This window comes from Dyella sp. OK004 (assembly GCF_900114495.1).
Taxonomy (GTDB): domain Bacteria; phylum Pseudomonadota; class Gammaproteobacteria; order Xanthomonadales; family Rhodanobacteraceae; genus Dyella_D.
Genome location: NZ_FOZI01000001.1, coordinates 751,616 through 775,737, shown reverse-complemented (window position 1 = coordinate 775,737; position 24,122 = coordinate 751,616). Strand labels below are relative to the sequence as shown.

At 63.6% G+C, this 24,122-nt stretch carries 16 protein-coding genes; 7 read left to right on the top strand and 9 right to left on the bottom strand.

Annotated elements, in window-relative coordinates:
- Positions 1–50 precede the first annotated feature (50 nt).
- The 3 genes from BM338_RS03390 to BM338_RS03380 are packed head-to-tail and all read left to right on the top strand — an operon-like array spanning position 51 to position 5,893.
- A complete protein-coding gene (locus BM338_RS03390; RefSeq protein ID WP_090449413.1) occupies positions 51–3,257 on the top strand; it encodes an efflux RND transporter permease subunit in 3,207 nt (1,068 codons plus the stop codon).
- Positions 3,247–4,449 (top strand): efflux RND transporter periplasmic adaptor subunit, encoded by a 1,203-nt coding sequence (locus tag BM338_RS03385; protein ID WP_090449412.1) that lies wholly within the window; start codon positions 3,247–3,249, stop codon positions 4,447–4,449. The genes BM338_RS03390 and BM338_RS03385 overlap by 11 nt, the downstream gene beginning before the upstream one ends.
- Positions 4,433–5,893: an efflux transporter outer membrane subunit gene (locus tag BM338_RS03380; RefSeq protein ID WP_090449411.1), complete on the top strand. Its 1,461-nt coding sequence runs from the start codon at positions 4,433–4,435 to the stop codon at positions 5,891–5,893. The genes BM338_RS03385 and BM338_RS03380 overlap by 17 nt, the downstream gene beginning before the upstream one ends.
- A 58-nt stretch (positions 5,894–5,951) precedes the next feature.
- Here the strand turns inward: BM338_RS03380 and tal are convergent, their stop codons facing one another.
- From tal to BM338_RS03360, 4 genes are all read right to left on the bottom strand, one after another.
- Complete coding sequence (gene tal / locus BM338_RS03375) at positions 5,952–6,905, bottom strand: transaldolase (protein ID WP_090449410.1); 954 nt, start codon at positions 6,903–6,905, stop codon at positions 5,952–5,954.
- Positions 6,906–6,942: 37 nt separating this feature from the next.
- The gene (locus BM338_RS03370) at positions 6,943–8,238 is read right to left on the bottom strand and encodes an NAD(P)/FAD-dependent oxidoreductase (protein WP_090449409.1); all 1,296 of its coding nucleotides are present in this window, start codon (positions 8,236–8,238) and stop codon (positions 6,943–6,945) included.
- A 98-nt stretch (positions 8,239–8,336) separates the two neighbouring features.
- A complete protein-coding gene (locus BM338_RS03365) occupies positions 8,337–10,505 on the bottom strand; it encodes a primosomal protein N' (protein WP_090449408.1) in 2,169 nt (722 codons plus the stop codon).
- A gap of 478 nt (positions 10,506–10,983) precedes the next feature.
- Entirely contained in the window at positions 10,984–12,321 is a 1,338-nt protein-coding gene (locus BM338_RS03360) for a DUF3667 domain-containing protein (protein WP_255367175.1), read from the bottom strand.
- On the opposite strand from BM338_RS03360, the gene BM338_RS03355 reads away from it, so the two are divergent.
- Positions 12,283–13,662, top strand: coding sequence for an MATE family efflux transporter (locus BM338_RS03355; RefSeq protein WP_090449406.1), 1,380 nt, complete (start codon positions 12,283–12,285; stop codon positions 13,660–13,662). The genes BM338_RS03360 and BM338_RS03355 overlap by 39 nt on opposite strands.
- Positions 13,663–13,713: 51 nt before the next feature.
- Entirely contained in the window at positions 13,714–15,576 is a 1,863-nt protein-coding gene (sppA, locus tag BM338_RS03350) for a signal peptide peptidase SppA (protein WP_090449405.1), read from the top strand.
- A 30-nt stretch (positions 15,577–15,606) separates the two neighbouring features.
- On the opposite strand, the gene BM338_RS03345 is transcribed toward sppA, so the two are convergent.
- The gene (locus BM338_RS03345; protein WP_090450091.1) at positions 15,607–16,440 is read right to left on the bottom strand and encodes an ABC transporter ATP-binding protein; all 834 of its coding nucleotides are present in this window, start codon (positions 16,438–16,440) and stop codon (positions 15,607–15,609) included.
- A gap of 4 nt (positions 16,441–16,444) precedes the next feature.
- A complete protein-coding gene (locus BM338_RS03340) occupies positions 16,445–16,657 on the bottom strand; it encodes a hypothetical protein (protein WP_090449404.1) in 213 nt (70 codons plus the stop codon).
- Positions 16,658–16,732: 75 nt separating this feature from the next.
- Here BM338_RS03340 and BM338_RS03335 point away from each other — a divergent pair, with 75 nt between their 5' ends.
- A complete protein-coding gene (locus BM338_RS03335) occupies positions 16,733–17,515 on the top strand; it encodes an SDR family oxidoreductase (protein ID WP_090449403.1) in 783 nt (260 codons plus the stop codon).
- A 179-nt stretch (positions 17,516–17,694) separates the two neighbouring features.
- Here the strand turns inward: BM338_RS03335 and BM338_RS03330 are convergent, their stop codons facing one another.
- Entirely contained in the window at positions 17,695–18,342 is a 648-nt protein-coding gene (locus tag BM338_RS03330; RefSeq protein ID WP_090449402.1) for a DUF4124 domain-containing protein, read from the bottom strand.
- Between the two features lie 26 nt (positions 18,343–18,368).
- On the bottom strand, positions 18,369–19,313 hold the full coding sequence (locus BM338_RS03325; RefSeq protein WP_177229211.1) for a DegV family protein: 945 nt from the start codon (positions 19,311–19,313) through the stop codon (positions 18,369–18,371).
- A gap of 232 nt (positions 19,314–19,545) precedes the next feature.
- Here BM338_RS03325 and BM338_RS03320 point away from each other — a divergent pair, with 232 nt between their 5' ends.
- Complete coding sequence (locus BM338_RS03320; RefSeq protein ID WP_090449401.1) at positions 19,546–20,331, top strand: AMP nucleosidase; 786 nt, start codon at positions 19,546–19,548, stop codon at positions 20,329–20,331.
- A gap of 162 nt (positions 20,332–20,493) precedes the next feature.
- On the opposite strand, the gene BM338_RS03315 is transcribed toward BM338_RS03320, so the two are convergent.
- Positions 20,494–23,568 carry a TonB-dependent receptor gene (locus tag BM338_RS03315; protein ID WP_090449400.1) on the bottom strand — a complete coding sequence of 1,025 codons (3,075 nt, stop codon included), beginning with the start codon at positions 23,566–23,568 and terminating at the stop codon, positions 20,494–20,496.
- Positions 23,569–24,122: the final 554 nt, after the last annotated feature.

Sequence of the window (24,122 nt, the reverse complement as noted above, 5' to 3'; positions counted from 1 at the left end):
CACATGCGAAAATTTGTGGCGACGCATCATTCGCGCACGGAATCCCCCGCATGCTTGGCATCGTCCGGATCGCGCTTTCGCGGCCCTACACCTTTGTCGTTCTCGCGTTGTTGATCCTGATCATCGGCCCGCTGGCTGCGGTCAGAACACCGACGGATATCTTTCCGGACATCAAGATTCCGGTGATCAGCGTGGTGTGGCAGTACACCGGTCTGCCGCCTGACCAGATGGCGGGCCGCATCGCCTCGCCGTTCGAGCGCGTGCTGACCACCACGGTGAACGACGTGGAGCACATCGAGGCGCAGTCGATCGCCGGCTTCGGGGTGATCAAGATCTTCTTCCAGCCCACGGTCGATATCCGTACGGCAAACGCACAGGTGACGGCGGTTGCGCAGACCCTGCTGCGACAACTTCCGCCGGGTATCACGCCGCCTCTGATCCTCAACTACAACGCATCCACTGTCCCCATCATCCAGCTCGCGCTATCGGGCAAGGGCCTTAGCGAACAGAACCTGGGTGACCTCGGCATCAATGCGGTGCGTCCGGTGCTGACTTCGGTGGCGGGAGCGTCGATTCCATATCCGTTCGGCGGTAAAACACGCCAGGTGCAGATCGATATCGATTCGGCGGCACTGCAGGCGCGCGGACTATCGGCGCAGGACGTGGCCAATGCGCTGGCCGCGCAGAACCTCATCGTGCCGGTGGGCACGCAGAAGATCGGCTCCTACGAATACACCCTGCAGCTCAACAATGCGCCGTCGGACATCAACGCGCTGGGCGACCTGCCGGTGAAGACGGTGAATGGCACCACGGTCTATATCCGCGACGTGGCTCATGTGCGCGATGGCAACCCGCCGCAGACTAATGTCGTGCATGTGGACGGCGGCCGTTCGGTGCTGATGACAGTGCTGAAGAACGGCTCGGCTTCGACGCTAGCGATCATCGAAGGCGTGAAGCAGAAGCTCGCGGCGGCGAAAGATTCGTTCCCAGACACGCTGGAAATCGCTCCTATCGGCGATCAGTCGCTGTTCGTGCGCGCGGCGATCAGCGGCGTGGCGAAGGAGGGCATCATCGCAGCAGCGCTGACCAGTCTGATGATCCTGCTGTTCCTCGGCAGTTGGCGCTCCACCGTGATCATCGCCACCTCGATTCCTCTGGCGATCCTGGGCTCCATCGCCGCGTTGTCGGCGGTGGGCGAGACCATGAACATCATGACCCTGGGCGGCCTGGCGTTGGCGGTGGGCATCCTGGTGGACGACGCCACGGTGACCATCGAGAACATCAACTGGCACTTAGAACATGGCAAGGATGTGGAGACGGCGATCATGGATGGCGCGCGCCAGATCGTGACGCCGGCATTCGTCTCGCTGCTGTGCATCTGCATCGTGTTCGTGCCGATGTTCTTCCTGCAGGGTGTGGCGCGTTTCCTGTTCGTGCCGATGGCCGAAGCGGTAATGTTCGCCATGATCTGCTCGTTCATCCTCTCGCGCACCCTGGTGCCGACGATGGCGATGTACCTGTTGAAGCCGCACGCGCCGCACACCGACGAGCACGGCACCAATGAAGCCTTGCCGCCGTCGCGCAATCCGCTGGTGCGTTTCCAGCGTGGTTTCGAGGCGCGTTTCGAGCGGGTGCGTTCGGTGTATCACGACCTGCTGGCGATGGCGCTCGAGCACCGGCGCGTGTTTGTAGTGGGCTTTCTGAGCTTCATCGTGCTGTCGTTCGGGCTGGTGCCGTTCCTCGGGCGCAACTTTTTCCCGTCGGTGGACGCGGGCCAGATCCTGCTGCACGTCCGCGCACCGGTCGGCACGCGCGTGGAACAGAGCGCGACACTGTTTGCTAATGTGCAAGCCTCGATCCGCCGCATCATTCCGCCGGATGAGCTGGGCACGGTGGTCGACAACATCGGCCAGTCCATCAGCGGCATCAACACGGCTTACAACAACACCGGCACCACCGGCTCCTGGGATGGCGACATCCAGTTAAGCCTGAAAGAAGGACACCGCCCCACGGCGGACTACGTACGCGAGATGCGTGAGCGCCTGCCGCGTGAATTCCCCGGCGTGACGTTCTCGTTCCCGCCGGCGGACATCATCAGTCAGATCCTTAACTTCGGTTCGCCCGCGCCAATCGACTTGCAGATTCGCGGCAACAACTTGCCGAAGAACTTCGTCTTCGCTAACCAGCTGTTGCGCGGAATCAGGCGCGTGCCGGGCGTGGCCGATGCGCGCATCCAGCAGTCGCAGTCGAACCCGACCTTCGCCATCGACGTGGATCGCACGCGGGCGCAGCTGCTCGGTGTTACCGAGCGCGACGTTACCAACAGCCTGGTGGTGAACCTGGCGGGTTCCAGCCAGGTGGCGCCAACGTTCTGGTTGAACCCGGTGAACCAGATTTCCTATCCCATCGTGATGCAGACACCGCAATACAAACTCGATTCGCTGTCCGCGTTGGAGAACCTGCCGGTGACGTCGAGTGGCGGCGGCCAGTCGCAGATTCTCGGTGGCCTCTCCACTATGACGCGCGGCGCTAGCAATGCGGTGGTGAGCCAGTACAACATCCAGCCGATGGTGGAGATCTTCGCCACCACGCAAGGGCGTGATCTTGGTGCGGTGGCGGCCGACATCCAGAAGATCATCGACGCGCACGCCAAGGATCTGCCGAAGGGGTCGTCCACCGCGTTGTTGGGTCAGGTGCAGACCATGAACAGCGCCTTCTCCGGCCTGATCTTCGGCCTGCTCGGCGCAGCGGTACTGATCTATCTGCTGATCGTGGTGAACTTCCAGTCGTGGAGCGATCCCTTCGTGATCATTACCGCGCTGCCCGCCGCACTGGCTGGCATTGTGTGGATGCTGTTCGCCACGCACACCACGTTGTCGGTGCCCGCGCTCACCGGTGCCATCATGTGTATGGGTGTGGCCACGGCCAACTCGATTCTGGTGGTGAGTTTCTGCCGCGAGCGTCTGGCCGAGCATGGCGACGCGCATCAGGCGGCGCTGGAAGCCGGTTTCGTACGCTTCCGCCCGGTGCTGATGACCGCGCTGGCCATGATCATCGGCATGGCACCGATGGCGTTGGGCCTGGGCGAGGGCGGCGAGCAGAACGCGCCGCTCGGTCGTGCCGTGATCGGCGGCCTGATCTTCGCCACCGTCGCCACCTTGTTCTTCGTACCCGTGGTGTTCCGCATCATTCACGCGCGGCATGGCCGCGCCTCTGCCCCGGCACTTGCTTCCGGAGAGCCCGCCCATGTCGCCTGATACCCACAAGCCCGCCCCCATCTCCCCGCGTCGCCTCAAGCGCGCCGGGTGGGTCGCCGTCATCGTCATCGTTGTGGTGGTGGTGAGCGGCGTCGCTACCCGCGCCAACGACGCACGCAAGCTCAAGAGCTGGACCGAGGCGCAGGCCGTGCCCACGGTCAGCGTGGTGGCGGCGGAGCGCAGCGACAAAGGTTCCTCGCTGGATCTGCCCGGCCGTCTGGAGGCCTATTCGCGCGCGCCCATCTATGCGCGCGTCAGCGGCTACCTGAAATCCTGGAAGGTCGATATCGGCACGCCGGTGAAGGCCGGCCAGTTGTTGGCGGAAATCGAAACGCCGGATCTCGATCAACAGTTGTTGCAGGCCAAGGCTGATCTCGCCAGCGCGGAAGCGAATTCCGCGCTGGCCGCCACTACCGCCAAGCGCTGGCAGGCCATGCTCGGTTCCGACTCGGTATCGCGTCAGGAAGTGGATGAGAAGAGCGGCGACTACACCGCCAAGCAAGCGATCGCCAAGGCGGCAAAGGCCAACCTGGACCGCATCGAGGCAATGAAGGGTTTTGCCCGCATCCTGGCGCCGTTCGATGGCGTGGTCACCGCGCGCGAGACCGATGTCGGTGCGCTGATCAACGCCGGCAGCGGCAGCGGTCCCGAGCTGTTCGTGGTCTCCGATATGCGCAAGCTGCGTGTGTACGTACGCGTGCCGCAGAACTACGCGCCATCGATCAAGCCCGGTGCCATCGCCCAACTCACCGTACCGGAATATCCGGGCCGTACCTTCCAGGCCAAGGTCGAAGCATCGGCGGGCGCAGTCAATGCGGAGTCCGGCACCACGCTGATCCAGCTCGCCGTGGATAACGCCGACGGCAAGCTGATGCCCGGCGGCTTTGCCGGCGTGAAGCTGGAGCGTCCCGCCGACGTTGCCGCGCTTCGCGTGCCCGCCAGCGCGCTGATCTTCGATGACCAAGGCTTGCGCGTGGCAACGCTGGGCGCGGACGGCAAGGTGGCCTTCAAGAAGGTCACCATCCTGCGCGACTACGGCAAATCGGTGGAGATCGGTACCGGCCTTGCCGAAGGCGATCGCGTGATCGAAAGCCCGCCGGACGGCCTCGCCGAAGGCGACCACGTGCAGACCGCCACCAACAACACCGAGCTGGCCAAGGCCCAGGGTCGTACCAATGAAAAGAAGGCCTGAACTGGCGTTGCTGATGCTCGCCCTGGGCGGATGCTCGCTGGCGCCCGCGTACAAAGTGCCGGAAGTGCCGGTGGCGGAGCAGTACCAGGAACACGGTGCCGCGTTGGGCAAGAGTTGGGTCGAAGCCCAGCCGGCCGACCATTTGCCGCGTGATGGCTGGTGGAAGCTGTACGCTGATAAGCAACTCGATCAGTTGCAGCAACGCCTGCTGGCCAACAACACCGATCTCGCCGTTGCGCTCGCGCACTATCAGCAGGCGCAGGCGTACAGCATGCAGGCGCGTGCCGGGTTGTTCCCGCAGATCGGCGCGAATGCCAATGCGCAGCGTGACCGGCAATCGGATACCCGGCCGCTGCGCGGCGCAACCTCCCCGGCCTATTACGACAGCTACGCGCTGGGCGCCGAACTCGATTACGAGCTCGATCTGTGGGGACGCGTGCGCAACACGGTCGAAGCGGGCAAAGACGATGCGCTCGCCGCCGCTGCCGATCTGGCTTCCGCGCGCCTCAGCCTGCAGGCGCAGCTGGCCGACAACTACATTGTGCTGCGCGGGCTGGATCAGCAGATCCAGTTGTTGAAAGACAGCGTCGGCGCATATGAAAAAGCGCTGGAGCTGACCAAGACGCGCCACGGAGGCGGCATCGCTTCCGGCCTGGACGTGGCACGTGCGCAGACGCAGTTGTCTTCGGCCAAGTCGATGTGGTCGCAGACGCTGGCACAACGTGCCATGGCGGAGCACGCGATCGCGGTGTTGGTGGGCGAGTCGGCATCCAACTTCAGTCTGGCGGCGGAGACGAATGCGTTGCCGTTGCCGGCGGTGCCGGTCAGTTTGCCGTCCACGCTATTGCAGCGTCGCCCTGATGTGGCGGCCGCCGAGCGACGCACCGCCGCAGCGAATGCGCGCATCGGCGTAGCGCGCGCAGCCTATTTCCCTTCGTTGAGTCTGAGCGCGTTGGGTGGTTACCAGAGCGCGGAGTCGGCGGGACTGCTTACTGCGCCGAATCGCTTCTGGGCGATCGGACCCACTTCGCTTCTCACGATCTTCGACGGCGGCCGGCGCAAGGCCGGCGTGGAGGCGGCAAAGGCAGCTACTGACGAGGCCGGTGCACGCTACCGTGGCGTGGTGCTCGCGGCCTTCCAGCAAGTGGAAGACAACCTCGCCCAGCTGGATCACTACGGCACGGCGCGCTCGGACCAGAAGGACGCTGCCGAAGCCGCAGCACATTCGCTGGATCTGGCCATGGACCGTTACAAGCAGGGCGCCGTCGGTTATCTCGATGTGGTGCAGGCGCAGACCGTGTCGCTCGATGCGAAGCGCAGTTTGCTCGATCTGGATACGCGGCAGTTACGCGCGAGTGTGCAGTTGGTGCGTGCGCTCGGTGGTGGATGGTCGACGGAGCAATGGGCAGCAGCGAATGGCGAGCCGGCATCCGGCACCCGTTGAAACCTTGCTGGAATGCGAGTCGTCGCGATAGCTCTCGCGACGACTCGCTAGGCCGGCCTTACAGTTTGCCGGCTAACAGGGTTTCCAGCTTGCGCTGATCTGCCGCGAACTTGCGGATGCCGTCGGCCAGCTTGTCCGTCGCCATCGCGTCTTCGTTGTGACCCCAGCGGAACTGAGCTTCGCTGATTGGTGCGGTTTTCGCTTCGCGCACGCCGTCATCGTGCAGCGCGCGCGGCAAGGCATCGTGGCTCGCTTCGAGTTTTTCCAGCAGGTCGGGGCTGATGGTCAGGCGGTCACAGCCGGCCAATGCTTGGATCTGGCCGATATTGCGGAAGCTGGCGCCCATCACCACCGTTTCGAAGCCGTGGTGCTTGTACCAATCGTAGATGCGGCGCACAGACTGCACGCCCGGGTCTTCTTCCGGTGCATAGCTCTTGGTGCCGGTGTTAGCCACGTACCAGTCCATGATGCGGCCCACGAACGGCGAGATCAGGAACACGCCCGCCTCGGCGCAAGCCTGCGCCTGCTCGAACGAGAACAGCAGGGTGAGGTTGCACTGGATGCCGCGGCGCTCCAGTTGCTCGGCGGCGCGAATGCCTTCCCAGGTGGAGGCGATCTTGATCAGGATGCGGTCGCGTTTCACGCCTGCCGCTTCGTACAGGCCGATCAGGCGCTCGGCCTTGGCGATAGTGGCGTCGGTGTCGAACGAGAGACGTGCATCCACTTCGGTGGAGACGCGGCCAGGCACCAGTTCCACGATTTTGCGGCCCACCGCCACGGCGAGATGATCGCCGGCATCGACCAGTTGTTGTTCGCGCGAATGGCTCTGCGCTTTTGCCCACCGCACCGCTTCGTCGATCAGCGGCGCATAGGCTGGCAGCTCGGTCGCTTTCAGCAGCAGCGAAGGGTTGGTGGTGGCGTCCACCGGACGATAGCGGGCGATCGCCTCGATATCGCCGGTATCGGCGACCACGGTGGTGTACTGGCGCAGTTGTTCGAGTTGGTTGGACACGTCGGAATCCGTCAGGGGGAACAGCCTATTGTCGCTTTCAGACGTCCTTGGGCAAGCAAGAATCGCTTTCGTCTGTCTGGTCGGAACCGATGACGATGCGGGCGTGGCGCTGGTAGGTCCAGTAAGACCAGGCCCAGTCCAGCAGCACCACCAGGCGGTTCCGGAAGCCGATCAGGAAATACACGTGGGCCACCAGCCACACCCCCCATGCCAGCAGGCCGGAGAACTTCATCCGCCCGAACTGTGCCACCGCAGCCATGCGGCCGATGGTGGCGAGTGAACCATCGTCGCGGTAACGGAAGGGTTGGACCGGTTTCCCGCCACGCAGGCGGGCAAGAATGCATAGGCCCGCATAGCGGCCCATCTGCTTCGCCGCCGGCGCCACGCCAGGTACGGGTTTGCCGTCCGGCTGGCTGACGCTGGCCAGGTCGCCCACCACGAACACCTCAGGGTGATCGGGCAAGTTCAAATGGGGTGACACCTGCACCCGTCCGGCGCGATCCAGCGGTACATGCAGCTTCTGGCCCAGCGGCGATGCCGCCACGCCGGCCGCCCACAAGACGGTGCGGGCAGGCAGGGGCTGATCACCCAGGATGACGCCCTTGTCGTCGATGGCAGTGACCGCGGTGCCGGTACGCACGTCCACGCCCAGCTTCTCCAACTGGCGCTGGGCCTTCTCGGAGAGGTTGGGCGCGAACCCGGGCAGCAGCCGCGAGCCCGCTTCCACCAACAACACATGGGCGCGGCGCGGATCGCTGCGACGGAACTCGCGCGGCAATGTGTGGCGTGCGATCTCGGCCAGGGTGCCGGCCAGTTCCACGCCGGTGGCGCCGCCGCCGACCACCACGAAGTTGAGCCACTCCTGCCGTCGCACAGGATCGTCCTCGCGCTCGGCGTGTTCAAACGCCAGCAGCACGCGACGGCGGATGGTGAAGGCGTCGTCGAGCGTCTTCAGTCCGGGCGCATGCCGTGCCCAGTCGTCATGGCCGAAGTAGGCATGGGTGGCACCGGTGGAGACGACCAGGAAATCGTAGTCGAGCATGCCGTGCGCCAGCTGCACCTGGCGCTTCGTCAGATCGATGTCGAGCACCTCGTCCAGCAACACTGTGGCGTTGCCCTGCTTGCGCAGGATTTGCCGTAGCGGCGCTGCGATAGAGGGCGCGGAGAGTCCTGCGGTAGCGACCTGATAGAGCAGGGGCTGGAACAGGTGATGGTTGCGCCGGTCGACCAGGGTGACGCGGAGCGATGGATCGTCAAGCTGGCGGGCAGCGGCGAGGCCGCCGAAACCACCGCCGAGGATCACGACATGCGGTCGTGCATCGGTGTCTGCCATGAGCTACCTCGAAGCGTGGAGCTTTCCGTAAATAGGGGGACGGAACACGTCCATGGTAGAGGCAACCCATCGCGACCGCGCTTCGGTGCGGCGTTTTTTCAGTACAGGTCGATGGGATCCACATCCAGCGACCAACGCACGCGGCGTGCCGACGGCAGCGCTGCCAGAGTGCGTTGCCATGGCTTCAGGACCGCATGCAAGGCGCTGCGGCTGGCCGCTTCGATCAGTAACTGTCCGCGATGGCGCCCCGCGCGCAGCGGCATGGGGGCGGGCATGGGGCCGGCGATCTGCAGCGAGTCGCTGGTCAGCGCACCGTGAGCTTCTCGCAGGAAGGTATCGACGTGGTCGCGTTGGAGGGCGTCAGCGCGCAGCAGCACCTGGTGATGGTAAGGCGGCAGTTGTAGCAGTTGCCGTTCGGTGAGCAACTCCTTGGCCGCGGCAGCGTAACCCTGTGCGAGCAATTGGCGCAGCAACGGATGTTCGGGATGATGCGTCTGCAACAGTACGCGGCCGGGCTTGCTGGCGCGCCCCGCACGGCCGGCCACCTGCACCACCAGCTGCGCCAGGCGTTCGCTGGCGCGAAAATCCACGCTATGCAGGCCTTCGTCGACGCCAACAATGGCGACCAGGGTGAGGTTGGGCAGGTCATGACCCTTGGCCAGCATCTGTGTACCGACCAGGATCGCCGCGCCTTCGTCGCGCAAGCGATCCAGCAAGTGCTCGAAAGCATCGCGCCGGCGGGTGGTTTCACGATCGATGCGCAACACGGGTACCTGAGGAAACTGCGCGGCAAGCGCTTCTTCCAGTCGCTCGGTGCCCTGGCCCTGCGGCTTCAAATCCTTCGCGTCGCATGAGGGGCAGCTTTCCGGCACACGCGCGTGGTAATCGCAGTGGTGGCAGATCAGCTGCCGGCGTCCCGCATGCAAGGTCAGCGGATGCTCGCAACGCGGACATTCGGCATGCCATCCACACTGATGGCAGAGCAACACCGGCGCATAGCCGCGGCGATTGCGGAACACCAGCACCTGTTCGCCGCGCGCCACGGTATCAGCCACCGTGCTCAGCAGCGTAGGCGATAAGCCGTGCTCCAGGCGTTGCGCACGCATGTCCACGATCTGCACCTGCGGCGCATGCACCGCTCCCGGGCGCGCACGCAGATGCAGGGTGCGATAGCGGCCCACCTCTACGTTTGCCAGCGATTCCAGCGAGGGCGTGGCGGAGCCGAGCAGTACCGGGATGCCCAGTTCGCGGGCGCGCAGCAGAGCGAGGTCGCGTGCGTGGTAGCGGAAGCCTTCCTGCTGCTTGTAGGCGCTGTCGTGTTCTTCGTCGACCACGATCAGCCCGGCCCGTGGCAGGGGTGTGAACACCGCCGAGCGCGTGCCGAGGATCACTTTGGCCTCGCCGCTGCGCGCGCGCAGCCAGGCGCGCGCACGATCGCCCTCGGAGAGATTGGAGTGCAGCACCTCGACGACCACGCCCAGCCGTTCGCGCACACGCCGAACGGTCTGCGGCGCCAAGCCGATCTCGGGCACCAGCAACAAGGCCTGCTTGCCTTCCTTGAGCACCTGCTCGATCAGGGCGAGGTAGACCTCGGTCTTGCCGCTGCCGGTGACGCCGTCGAGCAGAAAGGGTTGGAAGCGATCCAGCGCGGCCGCGACCGATGCCACGGCCTGCTGTTGCTCGGGACTGAGTGCGGGCGGCGTGGTGTTGGGCGAGGGTGCGTCAGCTGCACGCTCCACGCGTTCGATCAGGCCAGCGCTGGACAGCCGTCGCGCGGCTTCGCGCCAATCGGGGAGTTGTTCGTGCAGCTCTGCCGCACTCAGGGGCGTGGGGGCCAGCGTTTCCAGCAGACGGCGGCTGCCTCCCTTGCGGCTGCCCGCGTCCAGGGCGCTGTGGCCGGCCACGGTCAGTGCCCAGGCTTCCTCGCGGGTATCCGGCAATGGCTTGTCTTCGCGCAGCGCGAGCGGCAAGGCATTGGCATAGGCTTCGCCGGGCGCGCCGAGCCAGTAGTCGGCAGCCCAGGCCAGGGTCTTCATCAGCTCGGTGTCGAGCAGAGGCGCGTCGTCAAGCAAGCGGATAACCCGCTTCAGGCGTGCCCCGCCTACCGTCGCCTCAGCACCGGTGTCCACCACCACGCCGACCGCTTTGCCGCGGCCGAATGGCACCAGCACGCGACTACCCGCCTGCGCGTCACCCGCCGCGGGCGGCAGGTAGTCGAACAGGGTCGGCAAGGGAACGGGCAGGGCGACGCGAAGAACAGCTGGCATGCAAACCTCGTGGCGGGCCAGTGTAACGGCGAGCCGAAATCCGAGTGAGAGGGCGTCGGGAAGCAGTCGTGGCTTTTGTCACTCGGGCGGATGTCCCGCCGTGGTTGGCGCTTGGCTGTGCTTGCTGCTCCGGGGTCGAGGAGTGGCAGGTAAGTGGTTAAGTCCGTAAGAAATTTGCCCTTATCCACAAGAGCTGTGGATAAGTCTGTGGATGTAACGGGGACGGGGGCCCTTCAGGCCCGTATTCAAGCCCTTCGCGACTCAGTGAACAAGTTTTAGCCATGGATTAATGGCTTTATCTATCAATGAGTTGCGGTTGTCGCTTGGCTGGTGTTCATACAACTGCCATGAAGCCATGGCCTGTCTTGACAGCTTTGTGATGCTGTGCAAAACCCGCTTTCACGGGGTTGCAGTCGGGCCGCGAATCTGCTGGATTGCACGGCCTTTGTGTGATGCGAGTCTCAAAATAGAGGGCTGCTCAATGCGTGATGCCAAGCACTGCGGCGAAGCCCAGCGCGAACCCCAGCAGCCACGTGTAACACCAGCCTACGAACAGGTACTTGAAGACGGTCATGACCCATCCCTGGCGGTAGATGCGTTTCTGCATCCATAGCAGATAGACCGGCGCCCACAGGGCCAGGCCCCATTCGATCCAGCGCAACGGATAGCCCGTCCAGGCCGCATGGGGTTCGATCCACGCCTTGAGTAATGCAACTACGACTGCGAGCAAGAGCGTCAGGAACAGGAAGGCGTGGCTATGCAGCGCCACGATCAGGTGCTCCATGTAGAGCCGGCGCTTGAACACGTAGACCAGTTTCAACAGTAGGGCGAACAGCGGCATCATCAGGAACATGGTTTGCGGCAGTACACCGAACAAGCCGGCCTTGATGCGTTCGATGGCCTCTTCCTTGGCGGCACCGCCCTTGTTGATGCCATCCAGGTTGGCCTTGAAATTAGCCGCCGCATGGGAGAGTCGGGCATTGGCGAATTCAGGTAGCCAGGCAATGTGGATACCAGAGGGATTGCGAAGCCACTCACTGTTAGAGGTGTCTTCTTCAGTGTCGTCCTTGCTGGATACCGTGGACGCCGGTGCCGGAGTCGTGGCCGACGTGGCGCCCGCCGGTGTTGCCTGTAGCTTGGCGATGCGTTTAGCGGCCTGCTTCCGTAGTTTCTTCTCGGCTGCATCCAACCCGCCATAGGCTATGGAGGGGCTCGCCTCCCTGGCTTTGTGCAGATCCGCCAGTTTGTGGTCCAGCGACTGCTGTACCTCCTCGACGGTACCCAAATCGTCAAATTCCGACTTGCCGATATGCGCCGTAGACGTAGCGTTATCTCCCAGGCGATGCTCTCCCAGCACGTCGATGGCAATGTGCGTCAGAAAAAACGCCAGCAGGCACAGGATGAACATCAGGCGGAACGGCGCGATGTAGCGCTGGCGCCGGCCAGCAAAGTATTCCAGGGTGAGAAAGCCGGGTTTGGTGAATAGCGGCGGCAGCGTGTGAAACAGGCGACCGTCTACGTGCAGCACCGTTTCCAGGGCATCTTCCGCCATGTGGTGCACCGGCTTGAGCACGCTATGGATGGACTGCCCGCAGTGGTGGCAGAACTCCCCCTGCATCGGCGCGCTGCAATTGGCGCAATGCACGCCGTCGTAGGAAACGACTTCCTTCATGCCCTGACCCCTCCCCATGAAGCGGGCGATCTTGGCACAACCTGATGGCGGCGACAGCTCCGTCAGACGACTCCTGTAGAATCGCAAGTTCTGGAGTCTCTGCTTATGAATTTGTTCCGTTCCGATCGCGCCCGCATCGCGCATGAGATCGGCGCCACCGTTCGCCTCGCGCTTCCCCTGATCGCCGCCCAGCTCGCCGCGGTGGGCACCAATGTGGTCGACGCCGTGCTGGCCGGTCATTACAGCGCGCACGTACTTGGCGCGGTCGCCGTGGGCGCCAGCATCTGGGCGCTCGCCATCGTGTCGGGCATCGGCATGATGATGGCGGTGCCGCCCTCCGTCTCGCAGCTCGATGGTGCCGGCCGGCGGCATGAGGTGGGCGCAGTGTTCCGTCAGGCGCTATGGCTGGCTGTCGGCATGGGCGTCCTGCTGTGGGCTGGCGTGCGGCATGCCGCACCGCTGATCGACCTCATCGGCGTGGCGCCGGGCCTGCGCGCCGACGTGGTCGAATTCCTGCACGCGATCAGCTGGGGCGCGCCGGCGCTGACGACATACTTCGCCTTGCGTGGGCTGTCGGAAGGCCTCTCGATGACCCGGCCCTCGATGTACTTCAGTCTCGGTGGCCTCGCCGTGCTGGCGCCGCTGGGCTATGTGCTGATGTTCGGCAAGTTCGGTCTGGAGCCGCAGGGGGCGCGCGGCTGCGGCATCGCCACGGCGCTGGTGCTGTGGATGGAAATGCTCGGCTTTGCCTTCTACGTGTCGCGCCATCCCAACTATCGCGGCCTGAATCTGGGCGAGCGCTTTGACCTGCCGAGCCCGCACCGTATCCGCGAGCTGATGTCGGTCGGTCTGCCGATGGCGGTGACTCTGCTGGCCGAGGGCGGACTGTTCGTGGCGGTGGCCCTGGCGCTCGGCACCCTAGGTGAAGACGTCGTGGCCAGCCACCAAGTGGCGCTGAACATCGCCTCGTTCTTCTTCATGATTCCGCTGGGCCTGGCCATGGCGATTACCGTACGTGTCGGCAATGCGGTGGGCCGCGGCGACGCTGCGGGCGTGCGTTATGCCGGCTTCTGTGGCATTGGGCTGACCCTGGTGACCCAGCTGGTGTCGGCGGGATTGATGCTGAGCCTGCCGCATGTGATTGCCTCACTGTATACGCGCGACGCTACGGTGATCGCGCTGGCGACCCAGCTGATCGTGCTGGCCGGCATTTTCCAGTTCTCCGACGGCATCCAGGTCGCCTCCAACGGCGCCCTGCGCGGGCTCAAGGACACGCGCGCCCCGATGGCGATGACGCTGTTTGCCTATTGGGTCATCGGTATGCCGGTGGGCTGGTGGCTGGCGTTCCGCCACGGCCTGGGCGCGCGTGGCATGTGGATGGGGCTGGTGGCCGGGCTCAGCGTGGCAGCGGTATTGCTGTTCACCCGCTTCTGGCGCAGCTCGGCCACTGAGCGTTGGCGCCGCTATGCCGAGAGACCCACATGACCGCAGCAGCCTGAACGGTTACGCTGCCACTGTCTTGGCGAGGAATGACGAATGACGGAGCGCAGCGGTAACGGTTTCTGGAATTTTCTCTGCGTGTTCGGGCGCGGTATCAATGTGGTCAGGCTGGTCATCATCAACCTGATCTTCTTCGCGTTCCTGTTCGTGTTCCTGCTGATCGTGCTGGGTTTCACCCTGGGCAGTCGCAGCGAGCGCAACATTCAGAACGACAGCGTGCTGGTGCTGAAGCCGCAGGGCGAGCTGGTCGAGCAATACAGCATCGAGCCGCTGCAGCGTGCGCTGGCCGGACTCTCCGGCAACCAGCCCAAACAGACTCAGCTGCGCGATCTGATCGGCGCTATTGATGGAGCGGCCAAAGACAGCCGCATTAGCCGCATCTTGCTGGAACCGGGCGAATTGCATGGCGGCGGTTTCGCCGCGTTGCGCGAAGTGGGCGCGGCGCTGGATCGTTTCCGCGCCAGCGGCAAGCCGGTAGTGGTGTGGGCGGTGAACATGGACCAGGGCCAGTACTACCTGGCTTCGCATGCCGACCGCGTGCTGCTCGATCCCAAGGGTGGCGTGGTACTCACCGGCCTCGCCAACTATCGGCTGTTCTACAAGGATCTGCTCGACAAGCTGGGCGTTGACGTGCACCTGTTCCGCGTCGGCCAATTCAAGAGTGCCGCCGAGCCTTACATCCTGGACCACGCCTCGCCCGAATCGAAGGAAGCCGACAGCTACTGGATGGGCGGTCTGTGGAACAGCTACATCGACGAGGTTGCCAAGGCACGCAAGCTGGAAGCCGCCAACCTGCGTACCGACATCGATGGTTTGCCGGAAGCCATCGCCAGCACTCAGGGCGATCTCGCCCAGCTGGCCTTGAACGAACACCTAGTCGACGGTCTTGCCACGCGCGCCGAACTCGAAACCATGATGCGCAAGGAAGGCGTGCCGGCAGGCAAGAAGGGCCAGGGTTTCCGACAGGTTGAGCTGCAGCGCTATGCGGCGAACTTGCCTGCCAGCAGCCTGATGGCGTCGGGTGTCTCTGTGGTCGTGGCCGAAGGCGAGATCACGGGTGGCAAGCAGCCGCAGGGATCCGTCGGCGGTGAGTCCACCGCCGCGCTGATCCGCGCCGCGCGCGAAGATCGCCGCACCAAGGCACTGGTACTGCGCGTGAACTCGCCGGGTGGCGAGGTGTATGCCGCAGAGCAGATCCGTCGTGAAGTCGAGTTGACCAAGGAAGCCGGCATTCCTGTGGTGGTCTCGATGGGCAATGTCGCCGCCAGCGGCGGTTACTGGATCTCGATGAATGCCGATCGCATCTTCGCCGAACCCAATACCATCACCGGCTCCATCGGCATCTTCGGCATGTATTTCACCGTGCCCGGCACGCTGGACAAGCTGGGCGTGAAGAGCGACGGCGTCGGCACCAGTCCGCTGGCCGGCGCCTTCAACATCACGCGTCCGCTGGATCCCAAGGTCGGCACCTTGATCCAGGCCATTATCGACAAGGGTTATCACGACTTCGTCGGCAGTGTGGCCAAGGCACGCGGCAAGGATTACGACGCTATCGACACCATCGCGCAGGGGCGCGTGTGGACCGGTCAGCAGGCACTGGAGCGCGGCCTGGTCGACCAGCTCGGCGGCCTGGGCGATGCGATCGCCGATGCGGCCAAGCGTGCCAAGCTCGGTGGCAACGCGCCGGTGCACTACATCGAGGCGCCGCTGGGTGGCTTCGAACAGTTCCTGGTCGGCCTCAACGACAATGCGGCGACAGCTGCTCTGCAGGCTTACGGTGTTCGCCTGCCGTCGTGGGTGGCGCAACTGCCGGCCATGGCACCGGAGCTGAAGCTGCTGCGCACGGCGCAGTCCGGAAGTCCGAACATTTACGCGTATTGTTTCTGCGAGCCGCGTTGAGCCGGCGTCGGTAGATTCGGGGAGCGCGGGTTACTCGAGCGGGACCGCGTTGTAGTACTCGCCATGCCGTTGCACAGTCATCGGCATGGCGAATGCCTCGGTAAGCAGGTCGTCGGTCAGCACATCATGCTTGTCGCCACGGCGCAGCACTTTGCCCTCGCGAAGTAGCACGACCTGCGAAATCTCCGGCACGATCTCTTCGATGTGATGTGTCACTAGCAGCAGCGTGGTGCCATCCCGCGCAAGTTGCCGCAGGCTCTCCAGGAAGCGCCGGCGCGTAGCCAGATCCAGGCCCGCGCTAGGTTCGTCCAGCAGCAGTGCGCGTGGCCGGTGCACCAGTGCGCGGGCGATCAGTACGCGCCGCGCCTCGCCGGTGGAAAGGCTAGACATGTGGCGCCCGATGAGATGGCTTACACCCATCTGCTCTAGTGCTTCCTGCGCGCGCTGGTGCATGGATACCGTTACACGATGATCCAGGCCCACGCCGCGCGCGGCGAAGAAACCGGAAACCACGGCATCGAAGACTTCAAGCGGTGTTTCGGTGGTGTAGTCCAGTTGCAGGGCCGGCGACACCATGCCCAGCAGCCCGCGCAGCTCAGTGACATGCCAGCGATCACGGCCGAACACTTGCACGCTGCTGCCGCCATGGTCGTGGGCCAGCGGATAGATCTGGCGCGCCACCAGCTTGACTAGGGTGGATTTGCCCGAGCCATTGGCGCCGAGGATCGCGGTGTGTTGCCCGGCCGCAACATGCAGGCTGAGCTGGTCGAGGATCAGCCGGCCACCACGCAGCACGCTGGCGTGATTGAGTTCCAGCACGGGTGCGTTGGCTTCCGTGGCGGTGCGGATATTCGCTGAGCTCATGCCGTCACTGTTCGGCGGCATCGATCTGCTTGTGCTGCTGCTCGGCCTGCTGGTCTACCGTCTTCTGCACGTCCTTGGCTTTCTGTTCGTCTTTCTTCAGGTCGTCCCAGGGCGTGGCGGTGCGAGCCTCGGCTTTGGGTACGGCCTGCGGAGCCGGCGGCTTGCCGGAACAGGCCACCAGCGCGAACGTGCACAGAGGAAGGATGAGCCACTTCATGGACGATTCCTGCCGTAGAGACAAAGCGAGTGTCACCCGCAGGCAACGTGCCGGCAAGCGCGTTAAGCTTCCCGCATGAACAGCCGCATCGACGCCTGGCAGTTGCAGGGACACACCGCTTTGATCACCGGTGCCAGCAAGGGCATCGGCTACGCCGCCGCGCGCGAACTGGCTGGTCTGGGTGCCAACCTGTTGCTGGTGGCGCGCGACGAGGACTATCTCGAGCAGGTGCGGGTCGAGCTGAGCGACGATTTCGAGGGTATCGAAGTGCTCGCCTTTGGCGCCGATCTGAGCCAGCAGGAAGAACGCCTCGCGGTGTTCGACTGGATCGCCGATCTGGGTGCCCCGCTGTCGCTGCTGGTCAACAATGCGGGCGGCAACATGCCGGCGCCCACGCTGGAGTACAGCGAGAACGACTATCGTGCGATCTTCGAGCTGAATATTTTTTCCGCCTTCGAGATGTGCCGGCTGGCGCATCCGCAATTGGTGCAGCATGCCAACGCGGCGATCGTGAATGTGGGTTCGGTCTCCGGCGTCACCCATGTGCGCACTGGTTCTGCCTATGGCATGAGCAAGGCGGCGCTGCATCAGCTCACCCGCAATCTCGCGGCGGAATGGGCTGTCGACGGCATTCGTGTCAACGCGGTGGCGCCCTGGTATATCCGCACCCAGCGTTCTGAGCCTGCACTGGCCGACGACGACTATCTCGACGAAGTACTCGATCGCACACCACTGCGTCGCATCGGTGAGCCCGAAGAAGTCGCCGCGGCGATCGCCTTCCTGTGTCTGCCGGCGGCCAGCTACATCACTGGCCAGGTGCTCGCGGTGGATGGTGGTTTTCTCAATTACGGCTTCTGAAGTTTTCCACAGCGGCTGGGGAAAGCCTGGTGACAAGCCTGTGGATGACTTGCCGATCGCCTTATGCCACCGGCACTTGGCTTACATTGAGTAGAGCTTGACCAGTAGGAGCGCACCCTGTGCGCGATGGCTTGTCGCCAACAAGTCGCGCACAGGGTGCGCTCCTACAGTTGCCGTGCTCAGCAGTTGCCGAGCTGCGCGCGCAGTTCGTTGTCGCGCTGTTCCAGCGGAGGCCGGTCGCTCTTGAACGCGCGCCTCAGCTTGCGGGCGTTCTCGTCATAAGCGTCTTGCAGTGCGTGGCAAGTCTCCTGCGCGGTCAGCGGACGGCACTGGTCCTGCACCCACACATAGTTGCCGGCGACCAGGCCGGGCGTGATCTTGCTGCGATTGACCTCCGGCGCCGAGATGCCTGCGCCGCCCGAAGGGCCATAGGCCTGCGCGAGCGGCATCTGCACCGCACCGAGCATGCCGAACGGAGCGAGATAAGGCTCGGGATAACCGTGGCCGCTCAGGTAAGCCTTGCCATCGGTCGCGCGGATACAGGCATACATGCGCGGCAGCGGCGCCGCCGGTTCGGAAGGTGGCGGTGTTGGCGCAGCGTCGGCGCGGTCCATGGTTGCCGAAGGTGGCGACGCTGCTGCCACTGGCGTGGGCTGGGTCGCTACGTCGGGCAGATCTAGCGTCTGCTGTCGCTGGGCCTTGCCGCAGGGCGAATCCTGAAAGGTCACCTTGCCATCGCTGCCCGTGCATTTGTACACAGTCGTACCACCCATCGGCAGGGCGACGCAGGGTAATAGCCACAGCAGCAGGGCGAGGGAGCGGCGCATGAGCGGATTCTAGTCCCGCCGCGGATTCAGAACTCGGCCACGTGCTCCTCGGCGGCAAAGCCCAAAGTCACGGCGCCTTCGCCTACGTTGACCATGCCGGTGATGCTCATCGGCGCTTCCATCAGCGCGACGCCGCATTCCTCGCAGGCCGTGCGTAGTCCGGCGTAGCCCGGCAGCTTGGGCAGCTCGGCCAGGTCACCGCCATAGCTCACGCAAACCACCGGCACCAGCAGGCCGGCGTGCACGCGTTGCGCGGCGTAGTTGAACAGGGTTTCGGCGCCATGCTCGAAGCCGCGCACCTTGCCGACCGGACCGGTGTCGCCGCGGTAGCCGCGCAGCAGCGGCTTGATATCGAGTGCAGAGCCGAGCATCGCGCTCAACAGGCCGACGCTGCGATCGCCCTTTTTTTTGGCGCGTGCGCGCAGGTAGTACAGATCGCGCGGCAGCATGTAGCCATAGGAGTTGTTGGCGATATGGGTGAGCCGTTCGCGGATCGCCGGGGCCGATTCGCCGGCCTGGATCAGCCGCGTGGCTTCGACGATGCACGGTGCCGCACCGGCGAACAGGTTGCGCGTGTCGATCACCCGCATCAGGAAGGGGCCGGGGATGCCTGCCTTGTCGCGCACCTCGCGGTAGTGCTTGAGCACGCCGAAGCTGGCCTTGATCACGTGCTCGTTGATCGGGCTGCGGGTCGCCGTGATGGTGAGGCAAAATACGCAGTCCTGCTCCAGCACCAGCTTGTCCAGGAACAGCTTCTGCACCTCTTCGACCGAACAGGGCTCGGTCTCGGCGGAATGGCTGCGGTCGCCCAGCTTGCGGTCGAGGAAGCGGTGGATCTCGGTCTGGCTGCGGTTGTCCAGGAAGACGTCGCTGTCGACCCGGACCGTAATAGGCATCACCGCGATACGGTGTTCCTGCAAGAAGGCCTGCGGAATATCGCAGGACGCATCGATAGCCAGTCCCATGCGCATCCGTTCTTCTCCCCCGTGATAGATGGCGGGCGCAACATAGCATGGGGCGGACGTGCTGCCGACTGGGTCACAGGGAGGCGGTGCTGGTGGTGGCCATGCTCCCCCACACGATCCATACAGGGCCAGGCAAGCCGCGACAGGTAGAATAGGCCGAATTAACTGGCATATCGCCGGCGTGGCGTCGCCGGTAACGCGCAGCGGAAGGCTCCCTGCGCCGACCTCAAGGGGTCTTATGAAAGACAAGCATGAAATCGTCTCCAACTGGCTGCCGCGCTATACCGGCACGCCGCTGGAGCAGTTTGGCGAGCACATTCTGCTCACCAACTTCGGCCACTACGTGGACCTGTTCGCGGAGTGGCATGGCGTGGAGGTGCAGGGACGTGACAAGCCCATGCCCAACGCCACCGCCGACGGCATCACCCTGATCAACTTCGGCATGGGCAGCCCCAACGCGGCCACCGTGATGGACCTGCTCAGCGCGATCGAGCCGAAGGCGGCGCTGTTCCTTGGTAAATGCGGTGGCGTGAAAAAGAAGAACGCGATTGGCGACCTAGTGCTGCCGATTGCTGCCATCCGCGGCGAAGGCACGTCCAACGACTACCTGCCACCGGAAGTGCCGGCGCTGCCGGCGTTCCAGTTGCAGCGTGGCGTATCCACCATGATCCGCGACCTGGGCTACGACTACTGGACCGGCACGGTGTACACCACCAATCGCCGTGTGTGGGAACACGACGAAGCCTTCAAGGATTATCTACGCCGCACTCGTTGCATGGCGGTGGACATGGAAACCGCCACCATCTTCGCGGCGGGCTTCGCCAACAAGATTCCATGCGGTGCGCTGCTGTTGGTATCCGACCAGCCGATGATTCCGGAAGGCGTGAAGACCGAGGCCAGCGACCGCAGCGTGACGGCGCAGTACGTGGAGCGCCATATCCGCATCGGCATCGAGGCGTTGAAGCTGGTGCGTCGCAATGGCCGCAGCGTGAAGCACCTGCGTTTCGAGGAAGGCGCGGAGTGAGTCTGAGCCGGTGCGCGTCAGACGCATCGGCCGCCCCCGAAGTAAACATTCCGAATAAAAAAAAAGGGCCGCCAGCGAGGCGGCCCGGATTGGGGAGATTCCAGCTGTTTTTGGTGTGGAACCCCCGTCCAGAGATTCCACACACTTTGTTGATGACTTAACTCAGAGCGAGAAGTCGTAACGCGCGCCGAGGCGGACGTAACGCGGATCCTGGAACGAACGCGGGCGGAAGCAGTTGATCGAGGTGTTGCCCGACGGGTCTTCGCAGGATTCGAACAGCTGGGTCACGCGCTGCTTGCCGAGCAGGTTGAAGACATCCGCCGACAGGGTGAGCTTGTGATCCAGGAAGGCCGGCTGCCAGGCAGCGCTCACATTGAACGTGTAGGTCCATGGCGTGCGGCCGCGGGAGCCGCGCGGCGACGGCTGGCCGTTGCACCAGAAGTAAGCGGCGCCATAGCTGAAGGGATCGCCACCTGCAGACAGCGGACGGGCACCGATACAACTGACCGGCGTGCCGGAAGCGATACGGGTCACTGTGGAGACGCGCCATTCCGGCGTCGGCTGGTACATGCCGATGACGCGGATCTGATGCGTCTGGTCGTTGGCCAGCGGACCATTGGTGTTTTCCATGACCTCCGGGAAGTCCCAGCTCTCGGTGGTCGAAACGTCGGCCTGCACGATGTCGGAGTCGAGCTGGCCTTCCGAGTTGCCGTAGCTGCGCGAGAAGGTGTACTCGAACTTGCCGTACCACTTGTCGCTGAACTGATGCTCCGCATACATGTCGAGCATGTAGTAGCGGCGCTTGGCGTGTGGTTCGCCGATTTGCGCAGCATTGAGCGGCACGTCGAGGTATTGGCCTGGCGCGGGCGATAGCACGAAGGTGCCGTGGTTACCCGGGTTGAACAGCCAGCAGCCCGTACTGGCGTTGAGGCCGGCCAGCACCTGGTCGTGCAGACCATGCGCATCGCCCCAGGCTTGCAGCGGACGTGAGTCGCAGTCGTCGTCGATCAGGTTGCGCAGGACACGGAACATGGCCTTGGCGCCGACCGTCCAGTTGTTCGGCAACTGCTTGTCGAAGCCCAGGATGTATTCGTCCTGGAAGTAGGTCTTCATGTCCTTGATGGAGACAGTCTTCGCATCCGGAGGCGTACCGTTGGCGCCGTTGGCGTAGAACGTGCCGGAGAACGGCTTACCTACGCTCAGACCCGTCGGGATGCCAGTGGCCGGGTCGATGCCGGTGAAGCTGTAGTAGGTTGTCGGGAAGGTCGACGGACCGGCGCCGCGCACGGCCACGCTGGTCGGCAGGCCGAGGTGGTAGCGGCCTGCGTTGCCGTAGATCTTCAGGCTGCTGTCGCCATAGACGTCCCAGGCAAAGCCCAGGCGCGGATCAAGCTGATTGCGCTCTTTGGCGTAAGGCTGACCAACACCGTTGTAGTTGGTGAACTGCTCGTTGCGCAGGCCGAGGTAGGCGTGCCAGCGGTCGGTGATCTGCCAGTTATCTTCGATGAACTCCGAACGCTGCGCGGTGCGCGCCGAGGTGCCTGTGCTCAGACCGGTGGATTCGACATACCAGCCGTTCGGGAAGTCCGCCGGGTTGTACAGGGTCGGGCTGAGGCCGAGGTTGACCAGGCGGTTAACGATGGCCTGGCCGTTTCCGACGTCGAAGTAGCGATAGCCGGTGCCGCTGACGGGTGCGTTGCCCCAGGTCGCGCGCAGGTTGTAGTTGTCCATACCGGCACGCAGATCATGGCTGCCCAAGCGGTATTCGACGTTGAAGCTCCAGCCCGAGGTCCGGTCTTTCGAGCCAGGCATAAGGATGGAACCATTGCCGAAGCTGCAGCTCGGCGCTGGATTGCTGGATGCGATAGCGCGGTTGTCAGTGATGGTCGGGCAGGCGGTGCCGCCGCTACCCGTAAGCGTCTGGACATGGTCCGAATTGCTCTTGCCGTACATGGCGTTCACGGTCAGGTTGTCCGTGATGTAGCCGGTGTAGTGGCCGATATAGATGTTGCCGCCCGGCGTGCCGTTGGTCTGGGTGCCGTTGTAGTTCTTGGTGTACTGATGACCGAGGAACTTGGTGGTCTGACTGGTGAGATAGTTGTAGCCGTAGATCTGCGAATCAGTCTGCTCGTCATCACCGATGCCGGTGAACTCGAGGATGTGGTTATCGGTAATGTTCCAGTCCAGCTTCACCAACCAGCGGCTGATCTTGTTCTTATCGTTCTGGACAGTGGAGCCTGCGGTCTGCGCGGTATAAGCCTGATCCGTCGAATGAATCGCGTCGGCCGCGCCGAAGAAGAACAACTTGTCCTTGATCAGAGCGCCGCCGATCGAACCGGAATACTGCAGCTCGTCACGATCACGGCCGGCGAAGCCATTGCCGACCTGGTACAGAGTGCCGTTGCGGCGACGCACGTTGCGCGGTTCTTGCGCCAGATCACTAGGCGACCACAACACCTGCACATCGCCCTTCCACTCGTTGGTACCGCGCTTGCTCACCACGTTGATGACGCCACCGGTGGATCGGCCATATTCAGCGCCGTAGCCGCCGATCAGCACCTGCTCCTGATCGATCGCGTCATACGGCAACTGGCGTGAGCTCACGCCGGTCAGCGGGTTGGTCGCGGAAAAGCCGTTGATGTAGTACGAGTTCTCGGAGGCCGACGAGCCACCGAACGACAACGCGTTGCCGTAGCCACGGGATGCGGGAACCGTGCCCGGCGCGAGAAGGGCGACCGAGCTGATCGAGGTGCGGGCAATCGGCAACTTGGCGAGCTGATCGGCAGTGACAACGGCGCGCGAGTCCACCGACGATACGTCGATGGCCGGGAGTACGTTGCCCACGACCTGCACGGCGCCGAGGTTCTGCGCGTTGGCAGAGCTTGCTGCATTGACGAAGGAGACCTCGGTACCGCTGCTGATGGTGGTCTGTACGCCGGTTCGGCTATCGACGACCTTGCCGTCCTTGATGATCGACACGGAGTACACGCCAATCGGCAGCGAGGCGGCGCGATAGCGGCCCTGCGAGTCGGTAGTGAGATCGCGCTTGAGGCCGGTCTGTGTGCTTTCGACGTGAACCGTTTCCCCCGGAGCGGCTTGGCCGAAGATCACGCCTGTCGCGTTGGACTGGGCAAACGAAGCGCCACTGGCAAGGCTGAGGCATAGCGCCACGGCAAGGGCTATCTGACGTCGCGGCAGTGCGTAACTACCCGGACGGTTGGCTTTGCTGGAAGTCATGGTCAAACCTCGGTTGATGATTGTTCTGGCTACTGAGCGATGTCATCGAACCGGAATGCCGCCCACGGCAAGGCACGCATGGACGCGTTCTACTCCGCCATGCGACGTGCCAGCCCTGGTAGGTGTACTCCCCCGATTCGTCCGGATGTCCCCACACCCGGAGGCCCGGTCCGACATAAATGCCGTGACTTATGGCCTAGGTTGAAACTACGAAGGGGGTATTTGTTATGCAACGGTTACGGTGTGAAGGTGAGATCTTGCGATCGGGCCTTTGGCTTGGTTTTTGCGCAACCGCAGCCCGTTTGAAAGTTCGAAAGTTATTTCGAAATAATGAGATTTAGACAGCTATGAGCAAGCTTTCAGCAAAATCATGTGTCCTGATTTCGCCCGAATTTTCGTTATCCCCGGAAGGCATCATGCTTACGTGAAGCCGTCATTCGAGTTTTATAAACGAACCATGAACGATGAGTCACGATTTTGAAATTTTCTGGGCTGGATTTCGCTAGGTGTCCGGTTTTTCGACACAAAAAAACGGGGCCGAAGCCCCGTCTCCT